Source organism: Streptomyces sp. SP17BM10 (genome assembly GCF_036322405.1).
Taxonomy (GTDB): domain Bacteria; phylum Actinomycetota; class Actinomycetes; order Streptomycetales; family Streptomycetaceae; genus Kitasatospora.
This window is the reverse complement of record NZ_JAQYXB010000544.1, coordinates 63,403-89,080: the sequence shown is the minus strand read 5'-3', so window position 1 is coordinate 89,080 and position 25,678 is coordinate 63,403. Positions and strand designations below refer to the sequence as shown.

Below are 25,678 nucleotides of genomic sequence, written 5' to 3'. Positions count from 1 at the left end.
GCGCCGTTTCCATGCGCGCCTGAACCTCCTCACGTTCGCCGTTCTCGTGTCCTGTGTGCCGTTCCGGGGCGGTTGGGTGTGGCGGATGATGAGGGCATGGACGGTAGGGGCGGCGCTGTGGACGAGGGTGAATCCGTCGAGGCGGAGGTTCGGGTGGGGCGTGCGGGTCGGAGGTGGCGGCGGGTCGGGGTGCTCCTCGGGGTGCTCGTCGTCCTGTGTCTGCCGCCCTGGTGGACGTTGTTCGGGGCCGGGGCCGACTGGCCGTTGCCGGTCTTCCTGACCGGCACGGGGGTGTTCGTCGCCTGGCTGGTCTCGTTCCCCTTCCTGATGGTCGCGGGGCACGGGTCCCGGCGGAACGACCGGGCCGCGCGGGTCGCGGACACCAGCCTCGGCGTCGTCTGGGTGCTGTGGACCTGGTCGGTGCTGGGCGGTCTGGTGGACCTCGTGCTGGGCGGGTTCGACGTCGGTGGGGCCGGGCGGGCCAGGATCGTGGCCCTGACCGTGGCCGCGGTGTCGGCCGGGCTGCTCGGGTGGGGGCACTACGAGGCGATGCGCGTGCCCCGGGTGAAGCGGCTGGACGTCCGCGTCCCGCGGCTCGGCGCGGGGCTGGACGGGACCCGGGTCGTGGTGCTGGCCGACACCCACTACGGGCCGATCGACCGGGCGGGGTGGTCGGCGCGGGTGGCCGACGCGGTCAACGCGCTGGACGCGGACGTCGTGGTCCACGCCGGGGACATCGCCGACGGCACCCCGGCCCAGCGCCGGGAGCAGTCCGCGCCGCTCGGGACGATCCGCTCGAAGCTGGCCAGGGTCTACGTCACGGGCAACCACGAGTACGGCGGCGAGGCCCAGGGCTGGCTGGACCGCATGGCGGACCTGGGCTGGGAGGCGCTGCACAACCGGCACGTCGTGGTGAAGCGCGGCGGGGACGCCCTCGTGCTCGCCGGCGTGGACGACGTCACCGCGGGGTCCTCCGGCCTGGCCGGGCACAGCGCGGACCTGACCGGCGCCCTGGAGGGGGCCGACCCCGCCCTGCCCGTGCTGCTCGTCGCCCACCAGCCCAAGTACGTCCCGCAGGCGGCGGCCGCCGGCATCGACCTGCAGATCTCCGGGCACACCCACGGCGGACAGATCTGGCCGTTCAACTTCCTCGTCCGGATCGACCAGCCGGTGGTCCACGGCCTGAGCCGGCACGGGGAGCGCACCCAGCTCTACACCAGCCGGGGCACCGGTTTCTGGGGACCGCCCTTCCGGGTCTTCGCCCCCAGCGAGATCACCGTGCTCACGCTGCGCTCGGGCGCCGCGTAGCCCGGTACGGAGGCGAGCGAAGGCCCGGACCACCCCATCACCTTAGGTTCTAGGAGTCGTTGCAACACCCCAGCTCAGGGGATGCAATGGACTTTGAGATCCGCAACGGCGAATCCCGTCCGGGCCGCGGTGTCCGCGAAGGGGACGCCGGAACGGGCCAGAGCGAGGGCCCGTTGCAGACGGAGGATGCGGGCGAGGGTCTTCGGGCCGTAGCCGAAGGCGGTCAACGAACGGCGGTGCAGCCGGCGTTCGCCGAGGGCGACGCGCTCGCACGCGGCACGGCCGCGCGCGTCCACACCACCGCACCGGGGAGGCGGGACGCGCGCTCGGCGTACTCGGGGGCCACGCCTCGAAGGCTACGCCCGGAAGCCCGGCCCCCGGAGGCCCGAAGCCCGGAAGCCCGAAGGCGCAGATCCCCGGAAGCCCGGAAGCCCCAAAACCCGGAAGGCTACGCCCCCAGGTGCCGCAGGACCGAGGCCGCGGCCCGGGCGATCGCCTCCCGGACCTCGTCGGTGTGGTCGGCGACCTCGAAGCCGTGGTGCCCCTTCGGGACGTCGATCACCTCCAGCCGCGCCCCGTGCTCCCCCGCCGCCGCGACGAACCCGGTGACCGTCGCCGCGATCGCGTCCGCCTCCAGCCCGGCCCGGGTGAGCACGACCGGGAGCCGGCCCGCCCCGGCCACCGCCTCCGCGGGGCGGAAGCGCCGGTCGACGGCGTCCCAACCGGGCAACGGCGCGAGGACGGGGTAGTTCGCGGCGAGGCAGCGCAGCCAGGACGGCGGAGCGGCGAGCCAGTCGGTGGTCAGCAGGGCGCCGCCGGAGAAGAACCAGAGCGCGATCCGGTCGCCGTCCACACGCGGGTGGCCGCGCAGCGCCTGGACGGCCGCGGCGATCTCGTCGGCGGCCCGCGGGTACCCGTGGAGTTCGTGCAGTCCGTGCTCGACCGTCGCGCCGACGACGCCGAGGCTCGCCGCGTACCGGCCGTAGCCGACGTACACCGGCCAGTCGCGCGGGGTCGGCCGGGTGCCGGCGGGGACGGGGCCGCCGTGGACGAACAGGACGGCGGGCCGGGGTCCCTCGGCCTCCGGCAGGTAGACGTCGAGGTTCCCGGCGCGCTCGTGCGGACAGTCCGGCAGTGGGTGCTCCGGGGTGTCCAGGACGTGGGGGCGTGAGAACGCCGGTGCTTCGGCGTCGGCCGGCGGGGCGATCCGGTGGCCCTCGCCGGCGGCGGCCCTGAGCAGGAGGTCGGCGAGCTCGTCGGGTCGGGACAGCATCGGCCAGTGGCCGGTGTCGAGGTCGAAGAAGCCCACCCGGGGGTCGGCCAGGAACCGGAACTGCGGCATGCCCGTGCGCACGATGGCCTCGACGGTGGCGATGTTGGTGCCGCCCGAGGTGCAGAGGATCCCGGTGGTCGGCACCGAGGCGACGGCGCCGGACAGCCGCAGGGGCTCGACGAGGCTGGCGACGGGCTGCGCGGTGGCCAGCGCGGTGAGCCGGTCCAGCGCCTCGGCGGTGAGGCCGTCGATGCTGCCCCAGCGGTGCCACTCGCCCCGGCCGGGCGCCGGGAGGAGGCCGCCGGCGGGCCGGCGGGCCGGGTCGATCAGCAGCTCGCGGGCGAGCTGGTCGGGGACGAGCTGGACGGCCCGGTCGCCGTCCACCGGCAGGCCGGCGTCCAGGTAGACGATGCGGGTGAGGCGCTCCGCCCGCCGGTCGGCGGCGCCGAGGACGGGGTGGATGCCGTACTCGTGGCCGACCAGGACGAGTTCGGGGTCGGCGGCGGCGTCGATCAGGCGCAGGACGTCCTCGACGTGCGCCTCCAGTCCGGCGCCGCCCCCGCCGGCGAGCGTCGCCTCGTGCACCTCGGCGCCGGCCGCGCGGAGCCGGGCGCTCACCTCCCGCCAGATCCAGCCGCCGGTGAAGTGGCCGGGTACGAGCACGAATGCGGTCATGTCGGTTCTCCTCGTCGCTGGTGGTCCGCCCGACCGACCCCCGTCCGGCCGGGCGATGCGGGTACCGTAGGAACTCCCCCTGAGGGAGGTTCAAGCCTTGCCACCGGCCGTCCTGTGGAGCATCGGTGAGCTCGCGGAGCACGCGGGCGTCACCGTCAAGACCGTCCGTTTCTACTCCGACCGCGGCCTGCTGCCCGAAGCCGGGCGCAGCTCCGGCGGCCACCGGCGGTACGGGCCGGAGGCGTTGGAGCGGCTGCGGCTGATCCGCTCGCTGCGCGCGCTCGACGTGCCCGTCCCCGAGGTCGGCCGGCTGCTGGAGCAGGACGAGGCGCTGGGCGACGCCCTGGAGGACGCGGTGGCCCGGCAGTTGCGCGAGCTCGGCTCCCAACTGACCGCCTTGCGCTGGCGGGAGGCCGCCCTGCGGCTGCTGCACGAGTGCCCGCCCGAGGAGCGCGCCGACCGCCTGACGCTCATCGGCAGGCTGTCCACCCCGCCGGACACCACCCCGCTGGCCCGCTTCTGGCGGCGCGCGCTGCCGCTCCGGATGCCCGCCCGGCTGACCGCCGCGATCGTCGACACGGTCGTCCCGCAGCCCCCGGCGGATCCGGCGCCCGCCCAGGTGCTGGCGTTCGCCCGGCTGAACGCGCTCGTCTCCCGGGGCTGTTCGGGTCCGGGCCACTCCGCCGGCGGCAAGGGCGGCTGCCCGAACGAGCTCGCCCGCACGGACCCCGAGTACCGGCCCGCCGTGCTCTACGCGGGGCTCGCCGAGGCCTACGACCTGGCCTCGGTGGAGCTGCGCGCCGGCCGGGACCCGTACGACGGCGGGGCGCTCGACAACTTCGTCGCCGCGCACGCCGCCTCCCGCTCCGTCCGCGACACGCCGGACTTCCGGCGCCGGCTGCGGGTCATGCTCGACGCCACCGACGACCCGGTGATCGCGCGCTACTGGGAGCTCGCCGGCGAACTCACCACGCCCGACGAGCCCACCCTCGGCCGGGCGCACGCGTGGCTGCGGGCGGCGCTGGCGGGGCAGCCGGCGGCAGCGGTCTGAAAGGGCCGGGCGCCCGTTTCGGCCCCGGCCGAAACGACTCCGCGCGACCATGGAGGCATGTCCCTCGCCCAGCTGGCCGCCCTGCTCGCCGACCCCACCCGCGCCGCGTTCTGCGGCGCGCTGCTCGACGGCCGCGCCTGGACGGCCGGCGAGCTGGCCCGCCACGCGGGCGTCGCGCCGTCCACCGCGAGCGAGCACCTGTCGCGCCTGATCGCGGGCGGCCTGCTCGCCGAGGAGCGGCAGGGGCGGCACCGGTACGTGCGGCTGGCCGGGCCCGCCGTCGCCACGCTGATCGAGGACCTCACCGCCTTCGCCGGGACGGCGGCGGGGGCCGCCGTCAGCGGCCCGGCCCCGGGCAACCTCCGCGAGGCCACCCGCCGCAGCGCCGAGGCCCGCGCCCGCACCTGCTACGACCACCTGGCCGGGCGCCTCGGCGTGGCCGTCGCCGACGCCATGCTCGACCGCGGCCTGGTCAGCGCCGACGCCGGGCTCGTCCTCACCGGGGACGGCCGCGGCTGGCTCGCCGCGCAGGCCATCGACCTGCCGCCCCGGGCGGGCGGCAAGGGCGCCCGCCCGGTGCTCCGCGCCTGCCTGGACTGGACGGAACGCCGCAGCCACCTCGGCGGGGCGCTGGGCGCGGCGCTCTGCCGGACGGCGCTGGAGCGCGCGTGGGTGCAGCGGATCGGCTCCGGCCGGGCCCTGCGCGTCACGCCCGACGGGGACCGCGCGCTGCGCGAACTCTTCGGCGTACGCATGGAGCCGTGCGCCTAGGGCGGTGGCACTAGCCCATCGTCTTCGCTCCGTCCAGGGACTCCCGCAGGATGTCCGCGTGCCCGGCGTGCTGCGCCGTCTCGGCGAGGACGTGCAGCAGGACGCGCCGCACCGACCACGTCGCCCCCGGCTCGAACCAGGGCGCCTTCGGCAGCTCGTGCGCGAGGTCGAGGTCCGGCAGCGTCCGGACCAGCTCGTCGGTCTCCCCGGCCACCTCGTCGTAGCGGGCGAGCAGCCCGGCGAGGGTCTCGCCGTCGAGCATCCGGAACTGGGCGGCCCAGTCGTCCTGCGAGCCGCCGCCGCGCCGCATCTCCTCGGCGCCGCCGAGCGCGAACCGCATCCAGCGCGCCTCCACCCCGGCGACGTGCTTGATCAAACCGCCCAGGGACAGTTCGCTGACCGTGGTGCGCCGGGCGGCCTGCTCGTCGGTGAGGTCGCGGACGGTGTACCGCAGGAAGCCGCGGTGCTTGTCGAGCATCGCGACGAGGTCCTCGCGCTCGCCCATCAGGCGTCCGTCAGGTCGGGCACGGGGCCGGCGGTCGTCCCGGTGTCGATGATCCCGAAGGCGGCGCCCTGCGGGTCGCCGACCGCCGCGAAGCGGCCGAACGGGCTGTCCATCGGCTCCATGTGCACGACGCCGCCGCCCGCGCGCAGGCGGGCGATCGCCGCGTCGACGTCGTCCACGGCGAAGTACACGCTCACGTACGAGGGCACCTCGGGCGGCAGGTCCGCCGGGCCCATCCCCATCCGGCCGAGCACCGGCTGCTCGCCGATCCGGAAGATCTTGTAGTCGACCTGCTCGGTGTCCATCCTCTGCACGCCGTACGGGAAGACCGCCGGGAAGAAGGCGTCCGCCTTCGCCGGGTCGCGGGTCAGCACCTCGGCCCAGCAGAAGGCGCCGGGCTCGCCCTGCTTCTCGAAGCCCTCGTGCGTGCCGGCCTGCCAGACGCCGAACACGACGCCGCCCGGGTCCTTCGCGATCGCCATCGTGCCGAACTCGCCGACCTGCATCGGGCCCATCAGCACCTCGCCGCCGTTGCCGCGGATCTTCTCGGCGGTGGCGGCGGCGTCCGGCGAGGCGAGGTACAGGCACCAGGCGGACGGGGCCTGCGTGCCGTCCGGGCCGGGCATCGGCGGCACGATGGCGGCGACGGCCTTGCCGTCCGAGTAGGCCTGTGTGTAGTTGCCGAACTCCGACGAGCCCTCGCCGAAGGTCCAGCCGAGGACGTCGCCGTAGAAGGTCTTGGCGCCTTCCAGGTCGGTGAACATCGCGTCGGCCCAGCAGGGTGTGCCTTCAGGTAGCGCGGCCATGTGTCTGCCCTCTCGTACGGCATTGCGCCAGGTTTGCCCCCATTTCGCCACCCTAGCCAGTCCCCCGTTCGCCCGCGCGCCCGCGGCCGGCCCGGCCACACCCGGACCGGCCGCGGCACGTCTCTCTCCCGGCTAGCCGACCAGCGCCGATGCCACGCGGGCCGCCGACGTGCCCAGTCCCGTCGGCCCGCCGGGCACCGCTCCCGGTCGCGGCACCCCGCCCCGGGGCGCGTCCACCTGCGGCACCTGCGGCACCGCGCGCCCGAAGTGCCGCTTCAGGTCCTCCTCGGCGTACCGCCGGCACTCCCGGTGCCAGTTCAGGATGCCCGCGATCCAGTTCTCCAGCTCCCCGACGTACCCGACGAGCAGCCCGCGCGCCGCGTCGTCGAGCCCGAAGTCGTCGAACATGACCGGGAGTTCCCGCTCGACGACGTGCCGGAACTGGTCGAGCCGCGAGTGCATCAGGTCGTCGACGATCCGGACGGCCGACGGGTAGTCGCAGCCGAAGAAGTTCTGGACCACCAGGACCATGTTGTGCACCTCGCCCTCGTACTCGATCTCCTTCTGGTACGAGAACAGGTCGTTGATCATGCAGGCGTAGTCGGCCGCCGAGTTCTCCAGTGACCGCATCACGCCGTGCTCGTACACCTCGGGCGGCACGGTCCGCCCGTGACCGATCCGGCTGAGGCTCATGGTGAGGTCGGACCCGAACGTGGCCCGCCGCATCTCCAGGTAGTCGACCGGGTCCGGGATGCGGTGCTGCACCTGGTTGGAGATCTCCCAGGTCCAGCTGTGGAGCATGGTCTCGACGGCACGGCGGAACGTCCGCCGGGCGTCGGCGGTCATCGGCCCGGCGGTCCGCTCCCAGATGTCGGCCAGGCCGCGTTCCAGCGCGTTGGCCGGTTCCGCCGCCGGACCGCTGCCGTCGACCGGCATGAACAGCGACAGCCGCTCGACGGCGAGCTTGGCACCGGCCAGGTCACGGGCGCGTCCGTAGACCTGCGGGAAGTAGTCGTCCGCCCAGGTGCCCCACAGCAACCAGGCCGACTCGATGTCGAGTTGGCCGGCGGTGGCGTCCGGGTGGATACCGGCCGCACAGAGCGGGAGGTCGTAGTCCCGGGTGGACTCGGCCGTCCAGAGCGCGGAGCCGGGAGCGCCCGGCAGGTCGTCCAACATGCCCATCCGCCGGGCCCATTCGACGGCCCGGTCGCGCGCGCCCGCCAGGTGCGGGCTCAGCGCCAGGGGGAACGGCACCTTGAACTCGGGCAGTCGGGACGGCCCGACATGCTGGAACGGCACGTGGCTGTGCGAACGCGCCCGCCGCACCGCCGGATCCGCCCCGCCCGGCCCGGCATGCGTCGCCGACGCCTCCGGCGCGGGCCCGCCACCGCGCACCAGGTCCAGCGCCGACGTGCCGATCCCGCCGATCGCGAACGGGTCCCACCCGGTCTCGGACACGACGGCGGCACGCGAATCCGCCGCCGCACCGCCACCGTTCATGCCCCCGCCGTTCATGCCCCCGCCGTTCATATACCGGCTCGACCGCATGTGCCACTCGTGCCCGCCCGACTGCCAGTCCTGCAGGCCCTTGACGTACGTCAGCACCTTGGCGCGGCCGATCGGTTCGAGCCCGGTCTCGGCGAACAGCACGGGAAGTTCGGTGAACACGGTGTTCTCGAACTGCTGGAGCCGCGAGGTGAGCAGGTCGTTGACCGCCTCGGCGGCCTCCTGGGTGGAGCACTCCAGGAACCGCTCCAGCACCAGGATGCCGTTGCTCAGCTCGCCCTCGTCCTCCACCTCCCGCTGGTAGGAGAAGATGTCGTTGCGCAGGTGCACGGCGTCGGCGAAGGCGTCCATCAGCACCCGCAGCGCGCGCGAACCCGAGACCTCCTTCGGCACCTCGGCCCCGGCGGCCACCTCGACCAGCTGCGCGGACCACGGCGCGCCGCCGACCTTGCGGCGCATCTCGATGTACTCGACCGGGTTGGCGACCCGGCCGGCGTTGATGTTGGAGAGCTCCCACAGCGACTCGTTGAGCAGGTTCCGGGTGCTCTCGGCGAAGCGGAGCCGCCAGTCCTCGCCCATCGTCGGCACGGTGCGCCGCCAGAGGTCGGCCAGGCCCGCCTCGACCGGGTTCTCCGGCTCGGGGACCGGGGCGGTCGGGTCGGCGGGCATGAACAGCGGCAGCCGGTCGAGGTGGGCCTTGCCGCCCTCGCGGTCGTTGGTCCGCTTGTACATGTCGAGGAAGTGGTCGTCGAAGAAGAAGACCCACACGTACCAGTCGGTGACCAGCGACAGCACCTCGGCGGACGCGTCGGGGTGGGTGTAGGCGCAGAGCAGGCCGTAGTCGTGGGCGTCGAGGTCCGCCTGGTCCCAGATGCCGGACCCCTCCAGCATGCCCATCTCCCGTGCCCAGTCGGAGGAGTGGGAGCGGGCCTTGTCGAGATGGGGGTTGAGCCGTGCCGGGTGCGGCACGTAGAAGGACGGCAGTTCGAACGGCTGGGTCACGGCGGGCGAGCCTTTCTTGACGCGTCGACTTGGACCAAGGATGACGCGCGCCCCCTTCCCGGCACCGGCACAACAAGAACAGTCATATGAGATGACCCACTTGATCGAACCCCCGGTCGAACTTCCGCCCGAGCGACCGGCCAACGGTGGCTCACCCGTACGGGATCAGGAGCCCCACCCGCACCATCCGCCACAACCACCCGCCCAGCGGAGCGCACGCCCACCCGGCGCGCGCCACCAGCGCAGCGCCCTCACCGCGCACGCACCACCCACGAGCCCCAGCACCCCGAACAGCCGGAAGGACGGGCCGGGTTCGGCCCGTCCTTCCCGGGAGGCGCACTGCGGGACCGGCCGCTCAGGCCGCCAGGCCGAGGACCAGCGAAGCCGCCGCCGGCGCGAGGTAGATCAGCGGGAACGGGACGTGCGCGTAGTGGTGGGCGCGGACGACGGTGAGCGCGGCACCGGCGAAGTAGAGGATCAGGCCGACGGCGGCGAGGCGGCCGATCCCCGGGACGAGGAGGCCCACCAGGAGGCCGGCCGCACCCGCGGCCTTGGCGATCCCGAGCCAGACCCACCAGCTGCGCGGGACGCCGTACTGGGCGAGCGGCTCGACGACGTACTTGGCTCCGGCGAAGACCGATCCGGCCGAGAAACCGGCCATGACGGCGCCGAGGACGGTGACGATGACGTAGGCCACGGACATTGAAGTGCTCCCCACTCGGTGGCTGGTTGGTCCGACACTCCTTCGACCCGCCGGGAGCGGAGAGTGTGACCGCCGCGGGGGAAAAAATGTTCCGCCCAGCGGTGGGGTGTTGGCACCGGACGCCCCCAACAACCGCTACGCCAACGAACAAACCAGCTCCGCCAAGGCCCCGATCCCCAAGACTTCCCCTCCTACGGGCGTGTTGACCACCGCCCCTCCCGCCCCGTCGACCAGACTGGGCGCCTACCCGACCGATCCACTCCGAGGAGGGCCCATGAACGTCACCGTTCGGCTCGCACAGCAGCCCGAGGCCGACGAACTGCTCGGACGCAGTGCGCTCGCCGCGCTCGTCGGCATGCTGCTGGACCAACAGGTGCCCATGGAGTGGGCGTTCACCGGCCCGCTGACCATCGCCCAGCGGCTCGGACGGGGCGACCTGGACGCCCACGAGATCGCCACGTACAACCCCGAGGAGTTCGTGGCCCTGCTCTCCGCCAAGCCGGCCGTGCACCGCTACCCGGCCGCGATGGCCAAGCGGGTGCAGCAGCTCTGCCAGTTCCTCGTGGCGCAGTACGACGGCGACGCCGCCGCGCTGTGGAAGGACGTGCGGACGGGCAAGGAGCTGCTGAGCCGGCTCAACGCGCTCCCCGGTTTCGGCAAGCAGAAGTCCCAGATCTTCCTGGCGCTGCTCGGCAAGCAGTACGGCGTGCGGCCGGACGGCTGGCGCGAGGCGGCCGGCGCGTACGGCGAGGAGGGCGCGCACCGCTCGGTCGCCGACATCACCGGGCCCGAATCCCTCGTCCTGGTGCGGGAGTTCAAGCAGGAGGCGAAGCGCGCCGCGAAGGAGGCCAAGGCCACCGCCAAGGCGCGCTGAGCCACCCGGAGCTCCGGGGGCGGCTCAGGCCGCGGCCCGGCGCTCGTCGGCGTCCGCCAGCCAGAAGTACACCGGCGGCAGGCCGAGTTCGAGCGCGGCCAGCACCGCCTGGAACGCGCCCGGCCAGCCCGTCGCCGCGAGCGACAGAAGCCGTCCGGCGCCGCCGAGCAGGAACACGCCGGCGAGCCACCGGACGGAGCGCGCGGGGATCGTCGCCTGCCGGGCCAGCCGGATCCAGGCGGCGCCGTACCCGGCGAAGATCGCGCCCATGAAGCGGCCCCAGCTGTCGATCGTCGCCCCGGCGTGCTCCTCGCCGGGGAACACGGCGTTCCCCACCAGCACGTGTGCGAGGCCGATCGCCACGCACGTGATCCCCATCGTCCACACGAGCGCCCGCAGTGCCCTGGCCATGACGCCACCCACCCCACACTCGGTCGGCGCGCGCCGCTTGGTTGACACGCGTCTACTTCCATGAGGCACCCGCTAGTGGACACGTGTCAAGTAGCCTTCACCCCGTGCCACCACGCCAGCGCCTCTCCCCCGCCGACCGCCGCGCCCAGCTCCTCTCCGTCGGCGCCGGACTCTTCGCCGCCCGACCGTACGAGGAGGTGCTGATGGAGGAGGTCGCCGCGCAGGCGGGCGTCTCCCGCGCCCTGCTCTACCGGCACTTCCCGAGCAAGCGCGACCTCTTCGCCGCCGTCTACCAGCAGGCCGCCGACCAGTTGCTCGGCAAGTCCCGCTTCGACCCGGCCGACACCCTCGTCGAGCAGCTGGTCGAGGGCATGGACGCGCACCTCGACCACTTCGTCGCGAACCGGCACGCCGTCCTCGCCGCGAACCGCGTGCTGGCCGGCGACCCGGTGATCCAGACGATCATGACCAGCGAGCTCGACGCCCTGCGCGCCCGCCTCCTCGGCGTGCTCCCGCTCGCCGACGACGACACGCGCGCGGCCGTGTCCCAAGTCCTGCGCAGCTGGCTGGTGTTCGTCCAGGTGCTGGTCGTCGACTGGCTCACCGAGGAGACCTGCACCCGCACCGAGCTGCGCGACGCCTGCATCGGCGGCTGCATCGGCGCCCTGCGCCCGCTGCTGCCCGTCGACCCGGCCCCCGACTGGCCGCGCCCCGCCGGCGGGATCAGCTGAGCCGCCGGTAGGCGTACCGCCCCCGGATCCTGCGGACGAAGTAGCGCCCGTGGCTGTCCGCCGCCATCAGCTCGCAGTGCACCCGCGCCGGCACGGCCGCGTACTCGTACACGCGCCCGCCGAGGAACTCCAACTCCAGCAGCCGCGCCCGGCGGTCGTACCCGACCGAGCGCAGCACCGAGGACTCCACCGCCACACGGTCCATGACCCCTCCAGTGTGCGCGCGAGGGGCCCCGGCCGCGCATCGCGACCGGGGCCCCTCGGCAGTGCGGAACCGTCAGACCAGCTCGGGCTCCCGGGCGGCCCCGACCGCCTCCGTACCCGACTCGGCGCCCGCGGCGACGGCCTTCCGGCGCGGCAGCGCGAACATCAGCAGGAACACCACCACCAGCACCCCCGCGACCCACCACATCGCGTGCTCGAAAGCCCCGCTGAACGCGTTCCCCACCTCCGCCGGCGCGACGACGTCGTCCATCGCCCCGAAGAAGGCCACCGAGACCAGGCCGAGCCCGAGCGCGTTGCCCACCTGCTGCACGGTGTTGATCAGGCCCGACGCCGAACCGGCGTGCTCGCGCGGCACCTCCGCCAGGATCGCGTCGGTGATCGGCGCGACGATCAGCCCCATCCCGAGGCCCATCACGACCAGCGGCAGCGCCATCTGCCAGGGCGCGATCGCCGTCCCGTAGCGGTGCGCCTCCCCGATGTAGGTGAGCACGCCCGCCGCCATCACCAGCGCACCGGTCTGCAGCACCCGGCGCCCGAACCGCGGCACCAGCTTCTGCACCGAGAGCCCGGCCGCCGTCGAGACCGCGAGCGAGAACGGGATGCCGGTCGAACCGGCCTTCAGGGGGCTCCAGCCGAGGCCCATCTGCATGTAGAGGGTCCACACCAGGAAGAAGATCCCGCAGACCACGCCGAAGGTGAGCTGCACGCCGATCCCGGCCGCGAAGGACTTCACCCGGAACAGCGAGAGCTCCACCAGGGGCGAGCCGTCCCGCCGGGCCTTGGCCTTCTCGTACACCACGAACAGTGCGAACACCGCGAGGCTGCCGGCCATCGACAGGTAGCCCCAGAGCGGCCAGCCGGCCTCCCGCCCGTGCGTCAGCGGGTAGATCAGCATCAGCAGGCCGACGCTCGCGAGGGCCACGCCCACCAGGTCGAGCTTGAGCGCCTTCTGAGCCTTGGACTCGCTGATGAAGTGGCGCCCGGCCAGCAGACCGGCCAGGCCCACCGGCAGGTTGATCAGGAAGATCGGCCGCCAGGCCAGGCCGAAGAGGTCCCACTCGGTGAGCAGCGCGCCGATCAGCGGACCGGAGACGGCGCCCAGGCCGACCACCGCGCCGAACATGCCGAACACCTTGCCGCGCTCCTCCGCCGGGAAGGTCGCGTGGATGATCGAGAGCACCTGCGGCACCATGAGCGCCGCCGTGCCGCCCTGGAGCACCCGCATCGCGACCAGCATGTCCGGGCCGGTGGCCAGGCCGCACAGCGCGGACGCGAGCGTGAAGCCGCCGATGCCGACCAGGAACAGCCGCTTGCGGCCGTAGATGTCACCGAGGCGCCCACCGGTGATCAGGCCGATCGCGAAGGCCAGCGCGTAGCCGCCGGTCACCCACTGGATGGCGCTGAAGGAGGCGCCGGTGTCCTCCTGGATGCTGGGGACGGCGATGTTGACGATGGTCACGTCCACCAGGTCCATGAAGGAGGCGACCATCACGATCGCCAGCGCGATCCACCTCCGCCGGTCGGTGTCCACTGTGCTCATCACACGCTCCTCGTTCGTCTCGCTCGTCGGCACGTGGACGACGCTAGGGGGCATGTAGGCCAGATCCTGTCCCAGTTCTCCGGCATCCTGGTCGGCATGACCGACACCCCGGCCCGCCTGCTGGGCCTGCTCTCCCTGCTGCAGACCCCGCGCGAGTGGCCGGGCAGCGAGCTCGCCGAGCGGCTCGGCGTCAGCGCCCGGACGATCCGGCGCGACATCGATCGGCTGCGCGACCTCGGCTACCCCGTGCAGGCCACGATGGGCGCGGTCGGCGGCTACCGGCTGGTCGCCGGGACGGCGATGCCCCCGCTGCTCCTGGACGACGAGGAGGCGGTCGCGATCGCGGTCGGGCTGCGGGCCGCGGCCGGCCACGCGGTGGTGGGCATCGAGGAGGCGTCCGTCCGGGCGCTGGGCAAGCTGCTCCAGGTGCTGCCCGGACGGCTCCGCCACCGGGTGGGCACGCTCAACGCGGCCACCGTGCCGCTGATGACCGGGGACGGTCCGACCGTCGACCCGGACGACCTCACCCTGATCGCCGGCGCCGTCGCCAACCACGAGCGCCTGCGCTTCGGCTACCGGGCCCGCGACGGCGCCGAGACCCGCCGCAACGTCGAGCCCGAGCGCCTGGTCTCCACCGGCCGCCGCTGGTACCTGGTCGGCTTCGACCTGGACCGGGACGACTGGCGGCTCTTCCGCGTCGACCGCCTCCGCGAGCCCTTCCCCACCGGCGCGCGGTTCGCCCCGCGCCCGCTGCCCGCCGAGGACGCTGCCGCGTTCGTGGCCGACAAGCTGCGCCGTCGGAACACGGCGTACACCATGGTCGCCACCGTGCACCGCCCCGCCGACGAGGTCGACCGGTGGATGCCGTGGACCGGGGAGCACCGGATCGAGCCGATCGACGACCGCACCTGCCGGCTGCACTCCCGGGGCGACTCGCTCAAGTGGCTGGCGTCCGGGCTGCTGCTGCTCGACTGCGAGTTCGAGGTGCACGAGCCGCCGGAGCTGATCGCCCACCTGCGCGCCCTGGCCGGCCGCGCCTCCCGCGCGGCCGACCGGGCTGACGGCTCCTGAGGCGTCAGACCCCGAACTCGGCGGTCAGCAGCGCCCGGCCGAGGGTGTGGAAGGTGAGGTGGAAGCCGACCTGGGCCGGCGGGGTGTCGGCGGAGACGTCCAGTTCCTCGACGTCGAGCGCGTGCACCGCGAAGACGTAGCGGTGCGGGGCACCGGGCGGCGGGGCGGCGCCGTCGTAGCGGTTGCCCGGGAAGTCGTTGCGCCCGTGGAAGGAGGCGGCGCCCGGCAGGGCGTCGTCCGATGAGCCCGCGCCGCGCGGCAGTCCGGTGGTCTCGGCGGGCAGGTTCAGCGCGAGCCAGTGCCACCAGCCGGAACCGGTCGGCGCGTCCGGGTCGTAGCAGGTGACGGCGATGCCGCGGGTGCCCTCCGGCAGGTCCGACCAGGACAGCTGCGGCGAGAGGTTGCCGCCGGCGTGGATGAACTCCTGCGCCAGCGTGCCGCCTTCGGTGATGTCCGCGCTGGTCAGCGGGAAGGACGGCACCTGCGGCAGGAACTCGTACGGAAGCGGCGGACGGACACTCATGGCGTGCACCTCTCACGGTCGGAATGACACCGGTCACTGTAACGGGGTGCACGTCCGATCCGGTCGCCCCTAAAGTCGACGCCATGGCCTCGAAATTCGCCCAGCTGCTCTCGGACTCCCGTCGCGCGCTGTTCACCATGCTCGGGATCCAGGCCGTCATCTGGTCCGTGCAGGTCGTGAACTGGCTGGACGACTACGACCTGTCCCGGGAGTTCGGCCTGCGCCCGGAGCGGGTCGACGACCTGCCCGAGATGTTCACCATGCCGTTCCTGCATTTCAGTTGGGACCACATCATCTCCAACTCCTGGCCGCTGTTCGTGCTCGGCTTCCTGGCCGCCTACCGGGGCATGCGCAAGTTCCTGCTGGCCAGCCTGGTGATCGCGGTCTCCGGCGGGCTCCTGGTCTGGCTGCTGGAGAACCCGAACAGCGTGACGGCCGGGGCGAGCGGCATGGTCTACGGCTACCTCGGCTACGTGGTGCTGCGCGGGGTCCTCGACCGCAACCTGCTGGACGCGGTGGTCGGCCTCGGCGTCGCCGCGGTCTACTGGACCACCCTGATCGGCGTGCTGCCCGTCGCCCACGGCGTCAGCTGGTTGGGCCACCTCGGCGGGCTGATCGGCGGACTGGCCGCCGCCGTCCTGCTCCGCGACCAGCCGGGCCGGCCGGCGCCGGAGCCCGCGCCGGCCCCCGCCGACTCCCGCTCCGCCCTGCTCAAGGAGCTGGACGACCTGGGCCTCTAGCCCGTCCGGCGCCGCGCCCGAGCGGCCAGGTATAGACCAATCCCACCCCTGCGGCTAGCGTGGGCGGCGCCCCCGCCCCCTGCTCCGGAGCCGCACCGTGGAGTCGTCCGTCCTCGCCTTCGCCACCGACCTGCTGGACGAGGGCCCCGACACCTTCTTCGGCAACCTCGCCGACCGCGCGGGGGTCGGCGGCGTCACCCTCGCCTCGGTCTACCACGAGGCGAGGGACGTCTTCCCGCACAACCCCCACCGGGTGATCCGCTACCTGGAGCCGGGCGTCGCCTACTTCCGCCCCGACCCGGCCCGCTGGCGGGGCCGCCGCCTCGCGCCCGTCCCGTCCAGCGCCATCGGCGACCGCGACCCCTTCGCCGAAGCCGCCGCCGAGTCCCGCCGACGCGGCCTCAAGCTGCACGCCTGGACGGTGTTCTGCCACAACGACCGGCTCGGCTTCGCCCACCCCGACTGCGCCCCGGCCAACGCCTTCGGCGACCGCCACCTCACCGAGCTGTGCCCGGCGAACCCGGAGGTCCGCGAGTACGCGCACACCCTCGTCGCCGACCTGGCGCGCTACGGCGTGGACGTGGTCCGGGCCGAGTCGCTGCACTTCCACGGCCTGCGCCACGGCTACCACCACGAGCGCTACTTCGAGGAGCTCGGCCCCGTCACCGAGGCGCTGCTCGGCGTCTGCTTCTGCCCGCACTGCCGTACGGCCGCCGCCGGGGCGGGCGTCCCGGCCGACGACGTCGCCACGGCCGTGCGCACCGAACTGCGCCGCCGCCTCGCCGACGAGACGGCCACCGCCGAGCCCGGCGCGCTGGACGAGCTCGCGGACGGCGCGTTCGCCGCCTACGTGGACGCCTCCGCCGCGACGGTCACCTCACTGGCCGCCGAACTGGCCGCGGAGGCCCGGCGGCACGGCATGCGGCTGAGCTTCATGGACGGCGGCGGCCCCGGCAAGGGCTGGCTGTCCGGCATCGACCTGCCCGCGCTCGCCGGGGCCGCGGACCAGATCGAGACGCTCGGCTACGCGAGGACCCCGGAGGCCGTCCGGGAGAAGATCGCCGCCTTCGCCCTGCACGGCGTCCGCCCGCGGGACCTGGCGGTGGTCCTGCGCCCGATGTCCTCGGACTGCGACGGCCCGGAGAACCTCGCCGCCAAGCTCGCCGTCCTGCGCGAACTCGGCGTGCCCGAGGTCGAGTTCTACAACTACGGGCTGATGCGCCTGTCCTCGCTCGACCGGATCGGCGCCGCGCTCGCCGGCTAGGCGCCGCCGCCGGGTCGTTCAGCAGCACCGCCCCGGGGTCGAGGGCGGGCCCGGAGAAGGCGTACCCGTCGGCGATCTCCCGGACGGCCGGCGGGGTGAGGCCGAGGACATCGGGGCACACTCCCGGGCAGAGCGGGACCGGGCCGCGCCAATGGGGCGGAACCCGGCCGGAAACCGGGGGCGAAGTTCGCGACATTTCCCATCAAACAGCCACAAAAGTCCACCTGCGGTTCACACCCGGGCGCGTGGCGGCGTCGCGGCTGCTGCGCCATCCGCCGTCCGAACGGTAGGCTTTCCGTGTGATCTTCAAGCGCATCGGCAATGGGCGGCCGTACCCGGATCACGGCCGGACCAGCACCCGCCAGTGGGCCGACGTCGCCCCGCGCCCGGTGCGACTCGACCAACTGGTGACCACCAAGGGCCAGCTCGACCTCGAAACCCTCCTGGCCGAGGATTCGACCTTCTACGGGGACCTCTTCGCCCACGTGGTGAAGTGGCGTGGCGACCTCTACCTGGAGGACGGGCTGCACCGGGCCGTACGGGCCGCGCTGCAGCAGCGCCAGGTGCTGCACGCCCGTGTCCTCGACATGGAGTGACGGGCGGGCCCGCCCGCTTCCGGACCGCCCCTCGCCACCGAGGCGGAGGGCGGTCCCGTCGTACCCGGACGCCTCCGTGCGCCCCTCCCGTACACCCTTTCGGGTAGCGGGATACTCCAGATGATGATCGTTTAGTACCTTCGCGGGCATCGGGCACTAATCTGCTGACTACGGCCGCGACCTGGGGAACCGTCCCCGTCGGCCGACTCGTCGTCATCCCGAGATCCCGAGTCATCCCGACCCCACCCCGGCACCGAGGGGGAGACAAACCGTGAGCATGTTGACTCCCCAAGGCCTCAAGGGGAAGCAGTACCGCGTCACCGGCAACGCCTATCCGCGTCTCGGCCGGCCGCCCAAGAGGAGCCGCAAGGTGATCGCCGGGCTCGCGGCGCTGCTCGCGCTGGCCCTGATCGGACTCGGCGGCGTGCAGGTCTACGACATCTTCACCGGCAAGAACAAGCACGCGAGCGCGCAGGCCTGCGCCACGCCCTCCGGCAAGGCGCTGGCCGCCCCCACGCCGGGGGCCACGCCGGGCGCACCCGCCGCCTCCGGCGCCCCGGCGGCCGCGCAGGGCGACCCGCACGCGATCCCGCAGCCGGCCACGGTCACCGTGAACGTCTACAACGCGACCACGAAGGCCGGCCTCGCCGGGCGGACCGCCGACGAGCTGAAGAAGCGCGGCTTCACCATCGGCAAGGTCGGCAACGCCCCGGCCGAGCTGGACAAGAAGGTGCCCGGCACCGCCCAGGTGATCGCCGGCCCGGCCGGCGCCGGCGCGTCCACCCTGCTCAGCTCGCAGATCGCGGGGGCGACCGCCACCGCCGACGCGCGGACCGATGCCAGCGTGGACTTCGTCATCGGCGACAGCTACAACGCCCTCCTGGACGAGACCCAGGCCGCGGCCGCGCTCGCGCTGGCCACCAAGCCCTCCCCCACCCCGACCGCCACCGGCAGCTGCTGAGCACGCGGCGCACGGCCCGCACGGCGCGCACGAACGACCGAGAGCCCCCCAGCGGTGGGGGGCTCTCGGTCGTTCGGAGGGGATCCCGCGTCAGCCGGCGGTGCCGTAGAGGCGGTCGCCCGCGTCGCCGAGGCCGGGGACGATGTAGCCGTTCTCGTTCAGGCGCTCGTCCAGGGCGGCGGTGACCACGGTGACCGGCAGGTCCGCCAGCTCCCGCTTCATCACCTCGACGCCCTCCGGCGCGGCCAGCAGGACCACGGCGGTGACGTCGGTGGCGCCGCGCTCGATCAGCATCTTGATCGCCGCGACCAGGGTGCCGCCGGTGGCCAGCATCGGGTCGAGCACGTAGACCTGGCGGCCGGAGAGGTCGTCCGGCATCCGGGTGGCGTAGGTGGAGGCCTCCAGGGTCTCCTCGTTGCGGACCATGCCGAGGAAGCCGACCTCGGCGGTCGGCAGCAGGCGGGTCATCCCGTCCAGCATGCCGAGGCCGGCGCGCAGGATCGGGACCACCAGCGGACGGGGGTAGCTGAGGCGGGTGCCGGTGGTGACCGCCACGGGCGTGGTGATCTCCACCTCGTCGGTGCGGACGTCCCGGGTGGCCTCGTACGCGAGGAGGGTCACCAGCTCGTCGGTCAGGCGACGGAAGGTCGGCGAGTCGGTGCGCTCGTCGCGCAGGGTGGAGAGCTTGTGGGCGACCAGGGGGTGGTCGACGACGTGGAGACGCATGTACCGAGGTTAGCCCGGCCCTGGACGCCTGTACGACACGCCGCGGGCCCCGCGGCGCGCGCCGGGGCTCACTCTGCCGTGACACGCCGTGACGTACGGCGAATGTCCGGACGGAACCGGTCGCCGTGGTATCAACCGGGCCGTTCTGGGAATGTCACGTCTTATGACGAGCAACCCGAAGGCCGGGGACGGCTCGACGGAGGAGCCCAGGGGGCCCTCGGGCGGCCGCGCGGGCCCGCCGGCGAGCCCCCAGGAGACCGAGGCGGAGCGCCGCAAACGGCGGGCCGTCTTCCTCCGCGAGCTCACCGAGGCGCGCGAGCTGCGGGAGCGGGTCCAGCCCAGGCGGACCAAGGAGCGCCGGATGCGCGAAGCGATGCGGATGCGAACCTTCCGGATCTGAGACGGTTCCGGACGGCCCGGGTCCGCCGTTCGGCCGTCCCCGGACGACCGAGGCGGCGCGCGGCCGGCCGGAGACCGACGCTTCCGACACGACCTGCAAAGACGCGCTGCCGAACACCCCCCGCGAGGGCGGGCTTTCTGTCACGATTCCGATGGGACGGTCCGAACAGCGGACCGCCTCTGGCGCGGGGGCGGCCAGATGTTCGCGTCGCCCGTGCGCGCCGACAGCCGAGACCGATGATCTTGGGAGTGTCCCTGGTGGCGTACTTCGCTGCAGTGCTTGCTCGCTCCGAGGACGGGTGGGACGTGAGCGAGACGGAGCTCGACGACGTCGAAACCCTGGCCGACCTGGCCGACCTGGCCCGCGACGCCGCGCAGGACGACGACAGCGTCCTGATCTTCATCGAACAGGAGGACGCCTGGTTCGCCATCGTCCGGGTGGACGGCGAGGAGGACCCGCGGATCTTCGTGTCGGACGGCGCCGCCGCCGCCCGCAGCTCGTACGGCTCCGTCCTCACCGACGAGCTGGTCGACCAGGCCGGCGAGAGCGAGTTCGGCGACCTCGACCACCTGGTCGTGGAGCTGGAGGACAGCGAGGAGGCGCAGGAGGCGGTGGACGACGCCGCTGACGACGCGGCGCCGCCCGGCGGCGTCCCGGTCGGCCCGCTCGGCGACTCCCACCTGCTGACCGAGTTCGGCCTGCCCTCCGACGAGCTGCTCGCCCTCAGCGGCGAGGGCGCCGTGCCGGGCGACGCCCTGGAGGAGATCGCCGAGGCCCTGGGCTGCGGCGAGGTCCTGGAAGCGGTCCGGTAGCGGCCGGCGGCCCGACCGGTGTCCGTCGCCGGATGCCCGACACTGGATGCCATGCAGTCCGCCACCCCCGCAGCCCTCCCGATCACCCCGCTGCCCGCCCCCGTCCGCCCCGACCCGGTCCGTGACCGCTGGGCGGCGCCGATGCGCCTCGCGATGGCCGAGGCCGCCCTGGCGCCGGCCACCGGCGACGTCCCGGTCGGGGCGCTCGTCCTGGGCCCGGACGGCGAGGTGATCGGGCGCGGCCACAACGAGCGCGAGGCGGTCGGCGACCCGACCGCGCACGCCGAGGTGGTCGCCATCCGCCAGGCGGCCGAGAAGGTCGGGCAGTGGCGGCTCGGCGGCTGCACGCTGGTCGTGACCCTGGAGCCGTGCACGATGTGCGCCGGCGCGATCGTGCTGTCCCGGATCGACCGGGTGGTCTACGGCGCGCTGGACGAGAAGGCGGGCGCGGCCGGATCGCTCTTCGACGTGATGCGCGACCGGCGGCTCAACCACCGCCCCGAGGTGATCTGGGGCGTCCTCGCCGACGAGTGCGGCGAGCAGCTCCGCGACTTCTTCGACGGCCACCGCGGAACCGCCCGCTGAACGTCCGCCGGGCACGGATTTCGTTCCCGCCGCACCGGTCCGGTAGAGTTCCTCTCGGTAGCGTGTCCGAGCGGCCAAAGGAGCACGCCTCGAAAGCGTGTGTGGGGGCAACTCCACCGTGGGTTCGAATCCCACCGCTACCGCCAGAAAGCCCGAGGGCCCGTCCGATCCGGACGGGCCCTCGGCGTTTCCGCGCACCCTCAGGCGCGGAAAGGGCTCCGCACCCGGGGCCGATGACCACCAACGCCCTTGTCGAGTACGGAGCCTGGAGGGGGGAGCGGTTCGGGGGGACTAACCGCTCCCCCGTCGGAGTCCCACAACCGGTGGCGCGGTCGGGGGAGGAGCCGCGGCACCCGGTCCCACAGCGGGGAGCTCCGGATCCACGCACCGGGAATTCCTGCCAGGTCCCCGGTACGCCATCCATCCTGCCGCCCGGTCCGCGCTCGGGCACCCGGAGAAAGGCCCCACTCGCGGGGACCTTCGTCCCGCCGGGCGAACGCGTCGCACACTTGATAGCCCGTCCGGTGGATAAGCTGCCCCTGCGGGGCCGCTCGGGGACCCGGATGACGGCGGCCCACAGCTGGGAGGAAGGTCACCCGATGGCGCAGGCGAAGAAGATCGGCATGGTCCTCCTGCTCATCTTCGTCCTCTACTCGATCATCACCTCGCCGGCCCGCTCGGCCGAGCTCGTCCAGCTGGGCTTCGAGGGCATCTCGAACGCCGCCAAGGCCGTCGGCACCTTCATGACCGGACTGATCAAGTAACCGCTCCGACCAGCGGGCGGACGGCCGCCGAGCCGCCGCGGCGCACCGGCTACGGTGGGCGGGACCCTCTGTACCCCCGTCCGCGAGGAGCGGCATCGTGATCCGGCACCTGGTCCTGTTCAAGCTCAACGAAGGCGTCAGCAAGGACGATGAGCGCGCGCTCGCCGGCGCCAAGGCGTTCGCCGAGCTCGGCTCGCTGATCCCCGAGCTGCGCGAGTGGGAGTGCGCCTGGAACACCACCGAGCGCGACATCGCCTACGACTACGCCATCAACAGCCTGGTCGAGGACCGCGAGGCGCTCCAGGCCTACCTGACCCACCCGGCCCACCAGGCGGCCGCCGGCCTGTGGCGCGAGTTCGCCACCTGGGTGATCGCGGACATCGAGGTCTGAGACCACCGTCCGCCCCGGGGCGCTTCCCCCGGACGGACCGCGGCGCCCCGCCCGGACCTCGGGCGGGGCGCCGTGGTCCGTCCGGGAACGATCCTTGCGGCGCCTCACCGGCGGGCCCGGTGAAGCACCGGCACCGCATCAACACACCTCCGCCGGTGCTTGCCCGACCTGCGCCCGCCTTGTGATGCTATGACCGGTTTTGCCGGACATGGCGACATAGGGAACCAGCCATGACACCCGCTCCGCAGGGCCCGCCGTAGTCGACTTTGGGAGGGGTGACGTGTCCGTGGACGAGGCGCTCGCGGGGATCATCAGCCCAGCCGGGGAGCTCCGACCGGACGGCCTGCGCGGCCCCGGCGGACGCCCGGCGGTCGACGTCCGGACGCTGACCCGGGTGCTGTTCGAGCGCCTGGCCGAGCTCCCCCCCGACGCGCCCGAGCGCGAGCGGGTGCGCGCCGCGCTGATCGAGGTGAACATCCCCCTCGTGCGCTACGCGGCCACCCGCTTCCGCAGCCGCAGCGAGCCCATGGAGGACGTCGTCCAGGTCGGCACGATCGGCCTGATCAACGCCATCGACCGCTTCGACCCCAGCCGGGGCGTCCAGTTCCCCACCTACGCGCTGCCCACCATCCTCGGCGAGATCAAGCGCTACTTCCGGGACAACGTCCGCACCATGCACGTCCCGCGCCGGCTCCAGGAGCTGTGGGTGCAGGTCAGCGGCGCCATGGAGGAGCTGACGGTGCTGCACGGACGGACCCCCAAGGTGCCCGAGATCGCCGCGAGCCTGCGCATCCCCGAGGAGGACGTCCGGGCCTGCCTGGACGCCGGACGGGCCTACAACGCGGCCTCCCTGGAGGCGGCCCAGGAGCACGAGGGCGGGCTCGCCCTGCTGGACCGCCTCGGCTACGAGGACTCCGCGCTCGCCGAGGTCGAGCACCGGGACATGGTCCGCCACCTGCTGGTCCAGCTGCCCGAGCGGGAGCGGCGGATCGTCATGCTGCGCTTCTTCGCCAACCTGACCCAGTCGCAGATCAGCACCGAGCTCGGGATGTCCCAGATGCACGTCTCCCGGCTGCTCTCGCGGATCCTGACGAGGCTTCGCACCGGCAACTCCTGGGAAGACTGAGATCGCTCCGCGTTACCGCCGTGTGACATCTTGCGACGATCGGGTTTGCCGGGGATCGTGTGCCGGTATGGAGGGGGAGGGCCGTCGCCGGGAACACCCGCGCGTCGGCACCCGTTCAACCGTCAGTCACAAGGGGGTGGGCGCATGTCCGGAGAGCTGGGCACTGCGGAGATCCACGCTGGTCAGGCCAACGGCACCGTGGTCGCCGAGGAGCGCATCCCGCTGCAGCGGGGGCCCTCCACCACGCCGCCCGTCCCCGACGCGCCCGAGGCGGCGCCCGGCACCGGGCTGGACACCCGCACGCTCTCCCGCTCGCTCTTCCTGCGGCTGGCCGCCGTGGAGCCCGGCAGCGCCGAGCACGCCTACGTGCGCGACACCCTGATCGAGCTCAACCTGCCGCTGGTCCGGTACGCCTCGGCGCGCTTCCGCAGCCGCAACGAGCCGATGGAGGACATCGTCCAGGTCGGCACGATCGGGCTGATCAAGGCGATCGACCGGTTCGACCCGGAGCGCGGGGTGGAGTTCCCCACCTTCGCGATGCCCACGGTGGTCGGCGAGATCAAGCGCTTCTTCCGGGACACCAGCTGGTCCGTCCGGGTGCCGCGGCGGCTCCAGGAGCTGCGGCTCGCCCTCACCAAGGCCGGCGACGAGCTGGCCCAGCGGCTGGACCGCTCCCCCACCGTGCCCGAGTTGGCCGCCTGCCTCGGCGTCAGCGAGGAGGACGTGGTCGAGGGCCTCGCGGTCGGCAACGCCTACACCGCCAGCTCGCTCGACTCCAGCCCCGGCGAGGAGGACGGCGACGGGCCGCTGGCCGAGCGGCTCGGCTACGAGGACCTGGCCCTGGAGGGCGTCGAGTACCGGGAGTCGCTCAAGCCGCTGCTCGCCAAGCTGCCGCCGCGCGAGCGCCGGATCATCATGCTGCGCTTCTTCGGGAACCTGACCCAGTCGCAGATCGGCGAGGAGATCGGGATCTCCCAGATGCACGTCTCCCGACTGCTCACCAAGACCCTCACCCAGCTCCGGGAGGGGCTCATCAGCGAGGGCTGACGGGCCCGGCGGGCCTCAGCCCGCCGCTCCGTCCAGCAGGTTGTCGCGGAGGCCGGCCAGCACCTCGTCGTCCAGGCCGAGTCCGTCGCGCCAGAACGCCCCGAAACCGGACCAACCCGCCTCGATCTCCTCGAAGGCCGCCGCCAGGTAGGCGGCGTCGGCCCGGAACACCGGCAGCAGCAGCCGCGGCTCGTGCATCAGGCCCCGGGTGCCGAAGTCGTCCATCACCCGGGCCACGACCGGCGCCGCGCGCTCGTTGGTCAGCAGGTAGTCCGCGACGACGGCCTCGCGGTCGACGCCCAGGGCGGTCAGCAGCAGCGCCGAGACCCAGCCGGTGCGGTCCTTGCCGGCCGTGCAGTGGAACAGCAGCGGCGGGCCGTCCGGGGCGGCCAGCAGGCGCAGCACGTCCGCGAACCGTTCGCGCGCGAGCCCGTCGGTGACGAACCAGCGGTAGAGCCCGGTCATCATCGCGGCGGCGCGGCCGTCGCCGAGCAGCGCGCGCTGCTTCTCCGGGCTGCGGTCTGCCAGGGCGTCGCGCAGCGTCACGTAGATGTCGAAGTCCGCTGCGAAGACCGGGAGATGGTGCAGGGTGACGCCGTCCTCGGCGTCCGGCTCCACGGTCACCGCGGTGCCCGGGGGGAGGTCGCGGGCGAGCACCGGGACGGGGAGCCCGGGGACGCGGTCGGGGCCGGCCTCGCGGACCTCGTCGAGGCTGCGGAGGTCGACCACGCGGCGCAGACCGAGCGCCCGGAGCGCGTTCAGGTCATCCGCGGTGACGTGGTTCAGGCCATCGCTGCGCAGGACCGTCCCGGGGCGAAGGACCCTTCCGTCGGCCGTCCGGCAGCCACCCAGATCGCGGGCGTTGACCGCGCCGCGCAGCCCGAGACTGCGCCCGACCTGGGTCATTCCGTTCCGCTTGGGCTCCGCATTCCGGACGCCGCCGAAACCGCCGGCCCCGGTCTGCTGATCGGCCATGCGGGCGCCTCCATTGCATATTCGGACTGTCACATGGCACAGCGGTGCCCGATATTGCATGAACCTGCCCAATGGCACGATGAGATGTGCAAGAGTGTCATGCGCAACGACCCCAGTGTAGGTGTCCACCGGGCCCCACCACGTCGCCCGGCCGGTAACAACGCTTGGTAACGGCGCGTAGCAGTCAGGTTCCGGTTTTTCATTTTCAATTCATCATTTGCATGGCCGATGCTGTTCCGGTCACAATCAGCGCCTTCATGGCTTCGCCATGAACGTTGGTAACAGGTTTGCTGCACTCTCGCCCAATTGGTCCCTC

The 25,678-nt window shown here is 73.2% G+C and carries 28 protein-coding genes, 1 tRNA gene and 1 pseudogene; 18 read left to right on the top strand and 12 right to left on the bottom strand.

Annotated elements, in window-relative coordinates:
- Nucleotides 1–96 precede the first annotated feature (96 nt).
- The gene (locus PUR71_RS13785) at nucleotides 97–1,308 is read left to right on the top strand and encodes a metallophosphoesterase (protein WP_443077439.1); all 1,212 of its coding nucleotides are present in this window, start codon (nucleotides 97–99) and stop codon (nucleotides 1,306–1,308) included.
- Nucleotides 1,309–1,415: 107 nt separating this feature from the next.
- On the opposite strand, the pseudogene PUR71_RS13780 reads toward PUR71_RS13785, so the two are convergent.
- A pseudogene (locus PUR71_RS13780) lies at nucleotides 1,416–1,568 on the bottom strand (helix-turn-helix domain-containing protein); the annotation flags it as partial.
- Between the two features lie 188 nt (nucleotides 1,569–1,756).
- Nucleotides 1,757–3,256: an alpha/beta hydrolase gene (locus tag PUR71_RS13775; RefSeq protein WP_329927259.1), complete on the bottom strand. Its 1,500-nt coding sequence runs from the start codon at nucleotides 3,254–3,256 to the stop codon at nucleotides 1,757–1,759.
- Nucleotides 3,257–3,353: 97 nt separating this feature from the next.
- On the opposite strand from PUR71_RS13775, the gene PUR71_RS13770 reads away from it, so the two are divergent.
- Together PUR71_RS13770 and PUR71_RS13765 are read left to right on the top strand one after the other, a co-directional pair.
- Nucleotides 3,354–4,307, top strand: a complete 954-nt coding sequence (locus tag PUR71_RS13770) for a helix-turn-helix domain-containing protein (protein ID WP_329927258.1) — start codon at nucleotides 3,354–3,356, stop codon at nucleotides 4,305–4,307.
- A gap of 57 nt (nucleotides 4,308–4,364) precedes the next feature.
- Nucleotides 4,365–5,078: an ArsR/SmtB family transcription factor gene (locus PUR71_RS13765; protein WP_329927257.1), complete on the top strand. Its 714-nt coding sequence runs from the start codon at nucleotides 4,365–4,367 to the stop codon at nucleotides 5,076–5,078.
- A 10-nt stretch (nucleotides 5,079–5,088) separates the two neighbouring features.
- Here the strand turns inward: PUR71_RS13765 and PUR71_RS13760 are convergent, their stop codons facing one another.
- The 4 genes from PUR71_RS13760 to PUR71_RS13745 form a co-directional block, all read right to left on the bottom strand.
- Nucleotides 5,089–5,583, bottom strand: a complete 495-nt coding sequence (locus tag PUR71_RS13760; RefSeq protein WP_329927256.1) for a DinB family protein — start codon at nucleotides 5,581–5,583, stop codon at nucleotides 5,089–5,091.
- Complete coding sequence (locus tag PUR71_RS13755) at nucleotides 5,583–6,389, bottom strand: VOC family protein (RefSeq protein ID WP_329927255.1); 807 nt, start codon at nucleotides 6,387–6,389, stop codon at nucleotides 5,583–5,585. Before PUR71_RS13755 ends, PUR71_RS13760 begins: the two co-directional genes overlap by 1 nt.
- 132 nt (nucleotides 6,390–6,521) lie before the next feature.
- Complete coding sequence (locus tag PUR71_RS13750) at nucleotides 6,522–8,897, bottom strand: terpene synthase family protein (RefSeq protein WP_329927254.1); 2,376 nt, start codon at nucleotides 8,895–8,897, stop codon at nucleotides 6,522–6,524.
- Between the two features lie 355 nt (nucleotides 8,898–9,252).
- Complete coding sequence (locus PUR71_RS13745) at nucleotides 9,253–9,600, bottom strand: DoxX family protein (protein WP_329927253.1); 348 nt, start codon at nucleotides 9,598–9,600, stop codon at nucleotides 9,253–9,255.
- Nucleotides 9,601–9,874: 274 nt separating this feature from the next.
- Between PUR71_RS13745 and PUR71_RS13740 the strand changes: the two genes are divergently transcribed.
- Nucleotides 9,875–10,474: an HhH-GPD-type base excision DNA repair protein gene (locus tag PUR71_RS13740; protein WP_329927252.1), complete on the top strand. Its 600-nt coding sequence runs from the start codon at nucleotides 9,875–9,877 to the stop codon at nucleotides 10,472–10,474.
- 24 nt (nucleotides 10,475–10,498) lie between these two features.
- Here PUR71_RS13740 and PUR71_RS13735 read toward each other — a convergent pair whose 3' ends face one another.
- Nucleotides 10,499–10,885 carry a DUF4345 domain-containing protein gene (locus tag PUR71_RS13735; RefSeq protein ID WP_329927251.1) on the bottom strand — a complete coding sequence of 129 codons (387 nt, stop codon included), beginning with the start codon at nucleotides 10,883–10,885 and terminating at the stop codon, nucleotides 10,499–10,501.
- 104 nt (nucleotides 10,886–10,989) lie between these two features.
- Between PUR71_RS13735 and PUR71_RS13730 the strand changes: the two genes are divergently transcribed.
- A complete protein-coding gene (locus tag PUR71_RS13730) occupies nucleotides 10,990–11,616 on the top strand; it encodes a TetR/AcrR family transcriptional regulator (RefSeq protein ID WP_329927250.1) in 627 nt (208 codons plus the stop codon).
- Here PUR71_RS13730 and PUR71_RS13725 read toward each other — a convergent pair.
- Both PUR71_RS13725 and PUR71_RS13720 read right to left on the bottom strand, forming a co-directional pair.
- Complete coding sequence (locus tag PUR71_RS13725) at nucleotides 11,609–11,821, bottom strand: KTSC domain-containing protein (RefSeq protein WP_329927249.1); 213 nt, start codon at nucleotides 11,819–11,821, stop codon at nucleotides 11,609–11,611. The two genes, PUR71_RS13730 and PUR71_RS13725, sit on opposite strands and share 8 nt — an antisense overlap.
- A 72-nt stretch (nucleotides 11,822–11,893) precedes the next feature.
- The gene (locus PUR71_RS13720) at nucleotides 11,894–13,381 is read right to left on the bottom strand and encodes an MFS transporter (RefSeq protein WP_329927248.1); all 1,488 of its coding nucleotides are present in this window, start codon (nucleotides 13,379–13,381) and stop codon (nucleotides 11,894–11,896) included.
- Between the two features lie 96 nt (nucleotides 13,382–13,477).
- Between PUR71_RS13720 and PUR71_RS13715 the strand changes: the two genes are divergently transcribed.
- Entirely contained in the window at nucleotides 13,478–14,452 is a 975-nt protein-coding gene (locus PUR71_RS13715) for a helix-turn-helix transcriptional regulator (RefSeq protein WP_329927321.1), read from the top strand.
- 4 nt (nucleotides 14,453–14,456) lie between these two features.
- Here PUR71_RS13715 and PUR71_RS13710 read toward each other — a convergent pair whose 3' ends face one another.
- Nucleotides 14,457–14,975, bottom strand: a complete 519-nt coding sequence (locus PUR71_RS13710) for a YbhB/YbcL family Raf kinase inhibitor-like protein (RefSeq protein WP_329927247.1) — start codon at nucleotides 14,973–14,975, stop codon at nucleotides 14,457–14,459.
- 83 nt (nucleotides 14,976–15,058) lie between these two features.
- On the opposite strand from PUR71_RS13710, the gene PUR71_RS13705 reads away from it, so the two are divergent.
- The 4 genes from PUR71_RS13705 (at nucleotide 15,059) to PUR71_RS13690 (ending at nucleotide 18,536) form a co-directional block, all read left to right on the top strand.
- Complete coding sequence (locus tag PUR71_RS13705) at nucleotides 15,059–15,715, top strand: rhomboid family intramembrane serine protease (RefSeq protein WP_329927246.1); 657 nt, start codon at nucleotides 15,059–15,061, stop codon at nucleotides 15,713–15,715.
- A gap of 97 nt (nucleotides 15,716–15,812) precedes the next feature.
- On the top strand, nucleotides 15,813–16,979 hold the full coding sequence (locus PUR71_RS13700; RefSeq protein ID WP_329927245.1) for a hypothetical protein: 1,167 nt from the start codon (nucleotides 15,813–15,815) through the stop codon (nucleotides 16,977–16,979).
- A 299-nt stretch (nucleotides 16,980–17,278) separates the two neighbouring features.
- Nucleotides 17,279–17,575 (top strand): type II toxin-antitoxin system VapB family antitoxin, encoded by a 297-nt coding sequence (locus PUR71_RS13695; RefSeq protein WP_329927244.1) that lies wholly within the window; start codon nucleotides 17,279–17,281, stop codon nucleotides 17,573–17,575.
- Nucleotides 17,576–17,852: 277 nt separating this feature from the next.
- On the top strand, nucleotides 17,853–18,536 hold the full coding sequence (locus PUR71_RS13690; protein WP_329927320.1) for a LytR C-terminal domain-containing protein: 684 nt from the start codon (nucleotides 17,853–17,855) through the stop codon (nucleotides 18,534–18,536).
- Nucleotides 18,537–18,626: 90 nt separating this feature from the next.
- On the opposite strand, the gene upp is transcribed toward PUR71_RS13690, so the two are convergent.
- Nucleotides 18,627–19,262 (bottom strand): uracil phosphoribosyltransferase, encoded by a 636-nt coding sequence (upp, locus tag PUR71_RS13685; RefSeq protein ID WP_329927243.1) that lies wholly within the window; start codon nucleotides 19,260–19,262, stop codon nucleotides 18,627–18,629.
- Nucleotides 19,263–19,425: 163 nt separating this feature from the next.
- Between upp and PUR71_RS13680 the strand changes: the two genes are divergently transcribed.
- The 8 genes from PUR71_RS13680 (at nucleotide 19,426) to PUR71_RS13645 (ending at nucleotide 24,387) form a co-directional block, all read left to right on the top strand.
- The gene (locus PUR71_RS13680) at nucleotides 19,426–19,662 is read left to right on the top strand and encodes a hypothetical protein (RefSeq protein WP_329927242.1); all 237 of its coding nucleotides are present in this window, start codon (nucleotides 19,426–19,428) and stop codon (nucleotides 19,660–19,662) included.
- Between the two features lie 236 nt (nucleotides 19,663–19,898).
- On the top strand, nucleotides 19,899–20,474 hold the full coding sequence (locus tag PUR71_RS13675; RefSeq protein WP_329927241.1) for a tRNA adenosine deaminase-associated protein: 576 nt from the start codon (nucleotides 19,899–19,901) through the stop codon (nucleotides 20,472–20,474).
- A gap of 51 nt (nucleotides 20,475–20,525) precedes the next feature.
- The gene (tadA, locus tag PUR71_RS13670; RefSeq protein ID WP_329927240.1) at nucleotides 20,526–21,059 is read left to right on the top strand and encodes a tRNA adenosine(34) deaminase TadA; all 534 of its coding nucleotides are present in this window, start codon (nucleotides 20,526–20,528) and stop codon (nucleotides 21,057–21,059) included.
- A 56-nt stretch (nucleotides 21,060–21,115) separates the two neighbouring features.
- A tRNA-Ser gene (locus PUR71_RS13665) sits at nucleotides 21,116–21,205 on the top strand.
- 378 nt (nucleotides 21,206–21,583) lie between these two features.
- Entirely contained in the window at nucleotides 21,584–21,823 is a 240-nt protein-coding gene (locus tag PUR71_RS13660) for a hypothetical protein (protein ID WP_329927325.1), read from the top strand.
- Nucleotides 21,824–21,920: 97 nt separating this feature from the next.
- Complete coding sequence (locus PUR71_RS13655; RefSeq protein ID WP_329927239.1) at nucleotides 21,921–22,214, top strand: Dabb family protein; 294 nt, start codon at nucleotides 21,921–21,923, stop codon at nucleotides 22,212–22,214.
- A gap of 286 nt (nucleotides 22,215–22,500) precedes the next feature.
- Nucleotides 22,501–23,340 carry an RNA polymerase sigma factor SigF gene (locus PUR71_RS13650; protein ID WP_443077443.1) on the top strand — a complete coding sequence of 280 codons (840 nt, stop codon included), beginning with the start codon at nucleotides 22,501–22,503 and terminating at the stop codon, nucleotides 23,338–23,340.
- Between the two features lie 144 nt (nucleotides 23,341–23,484).
- Nucleotides 23,485–24,387, top strand: a complete 903-nt coding sequence (locus PUR71_RS13645; RefSeq protein ID WP_329927238.1) for an RNA polymerase sigma factor SigF — start codon at nucleotides 23,485–23,487, stop codon at nucleotides 24,385–24,387.
- A 15-nt stretch (nucleotides 24,388–24,402) separates the two neighbouring features.
- Here the strand turns inward: PUR71_RS13645 and PUR71_RS13640 are convergent, their stop codons facing one another.
- Nucleotides 24,403–25,362, bottom strand: coding sequence for a tyrosine-protein phosphatase (locus PUR71_RS13640; RefSeq protein WP_329927237.1), 960 nt, complete (start codon nucleotides 25,360–25,362; stop codon nucleotides 24,403–24,405).
- Nucleotides 25,363–25,678 lie beyond the last annotated feature (316 nt).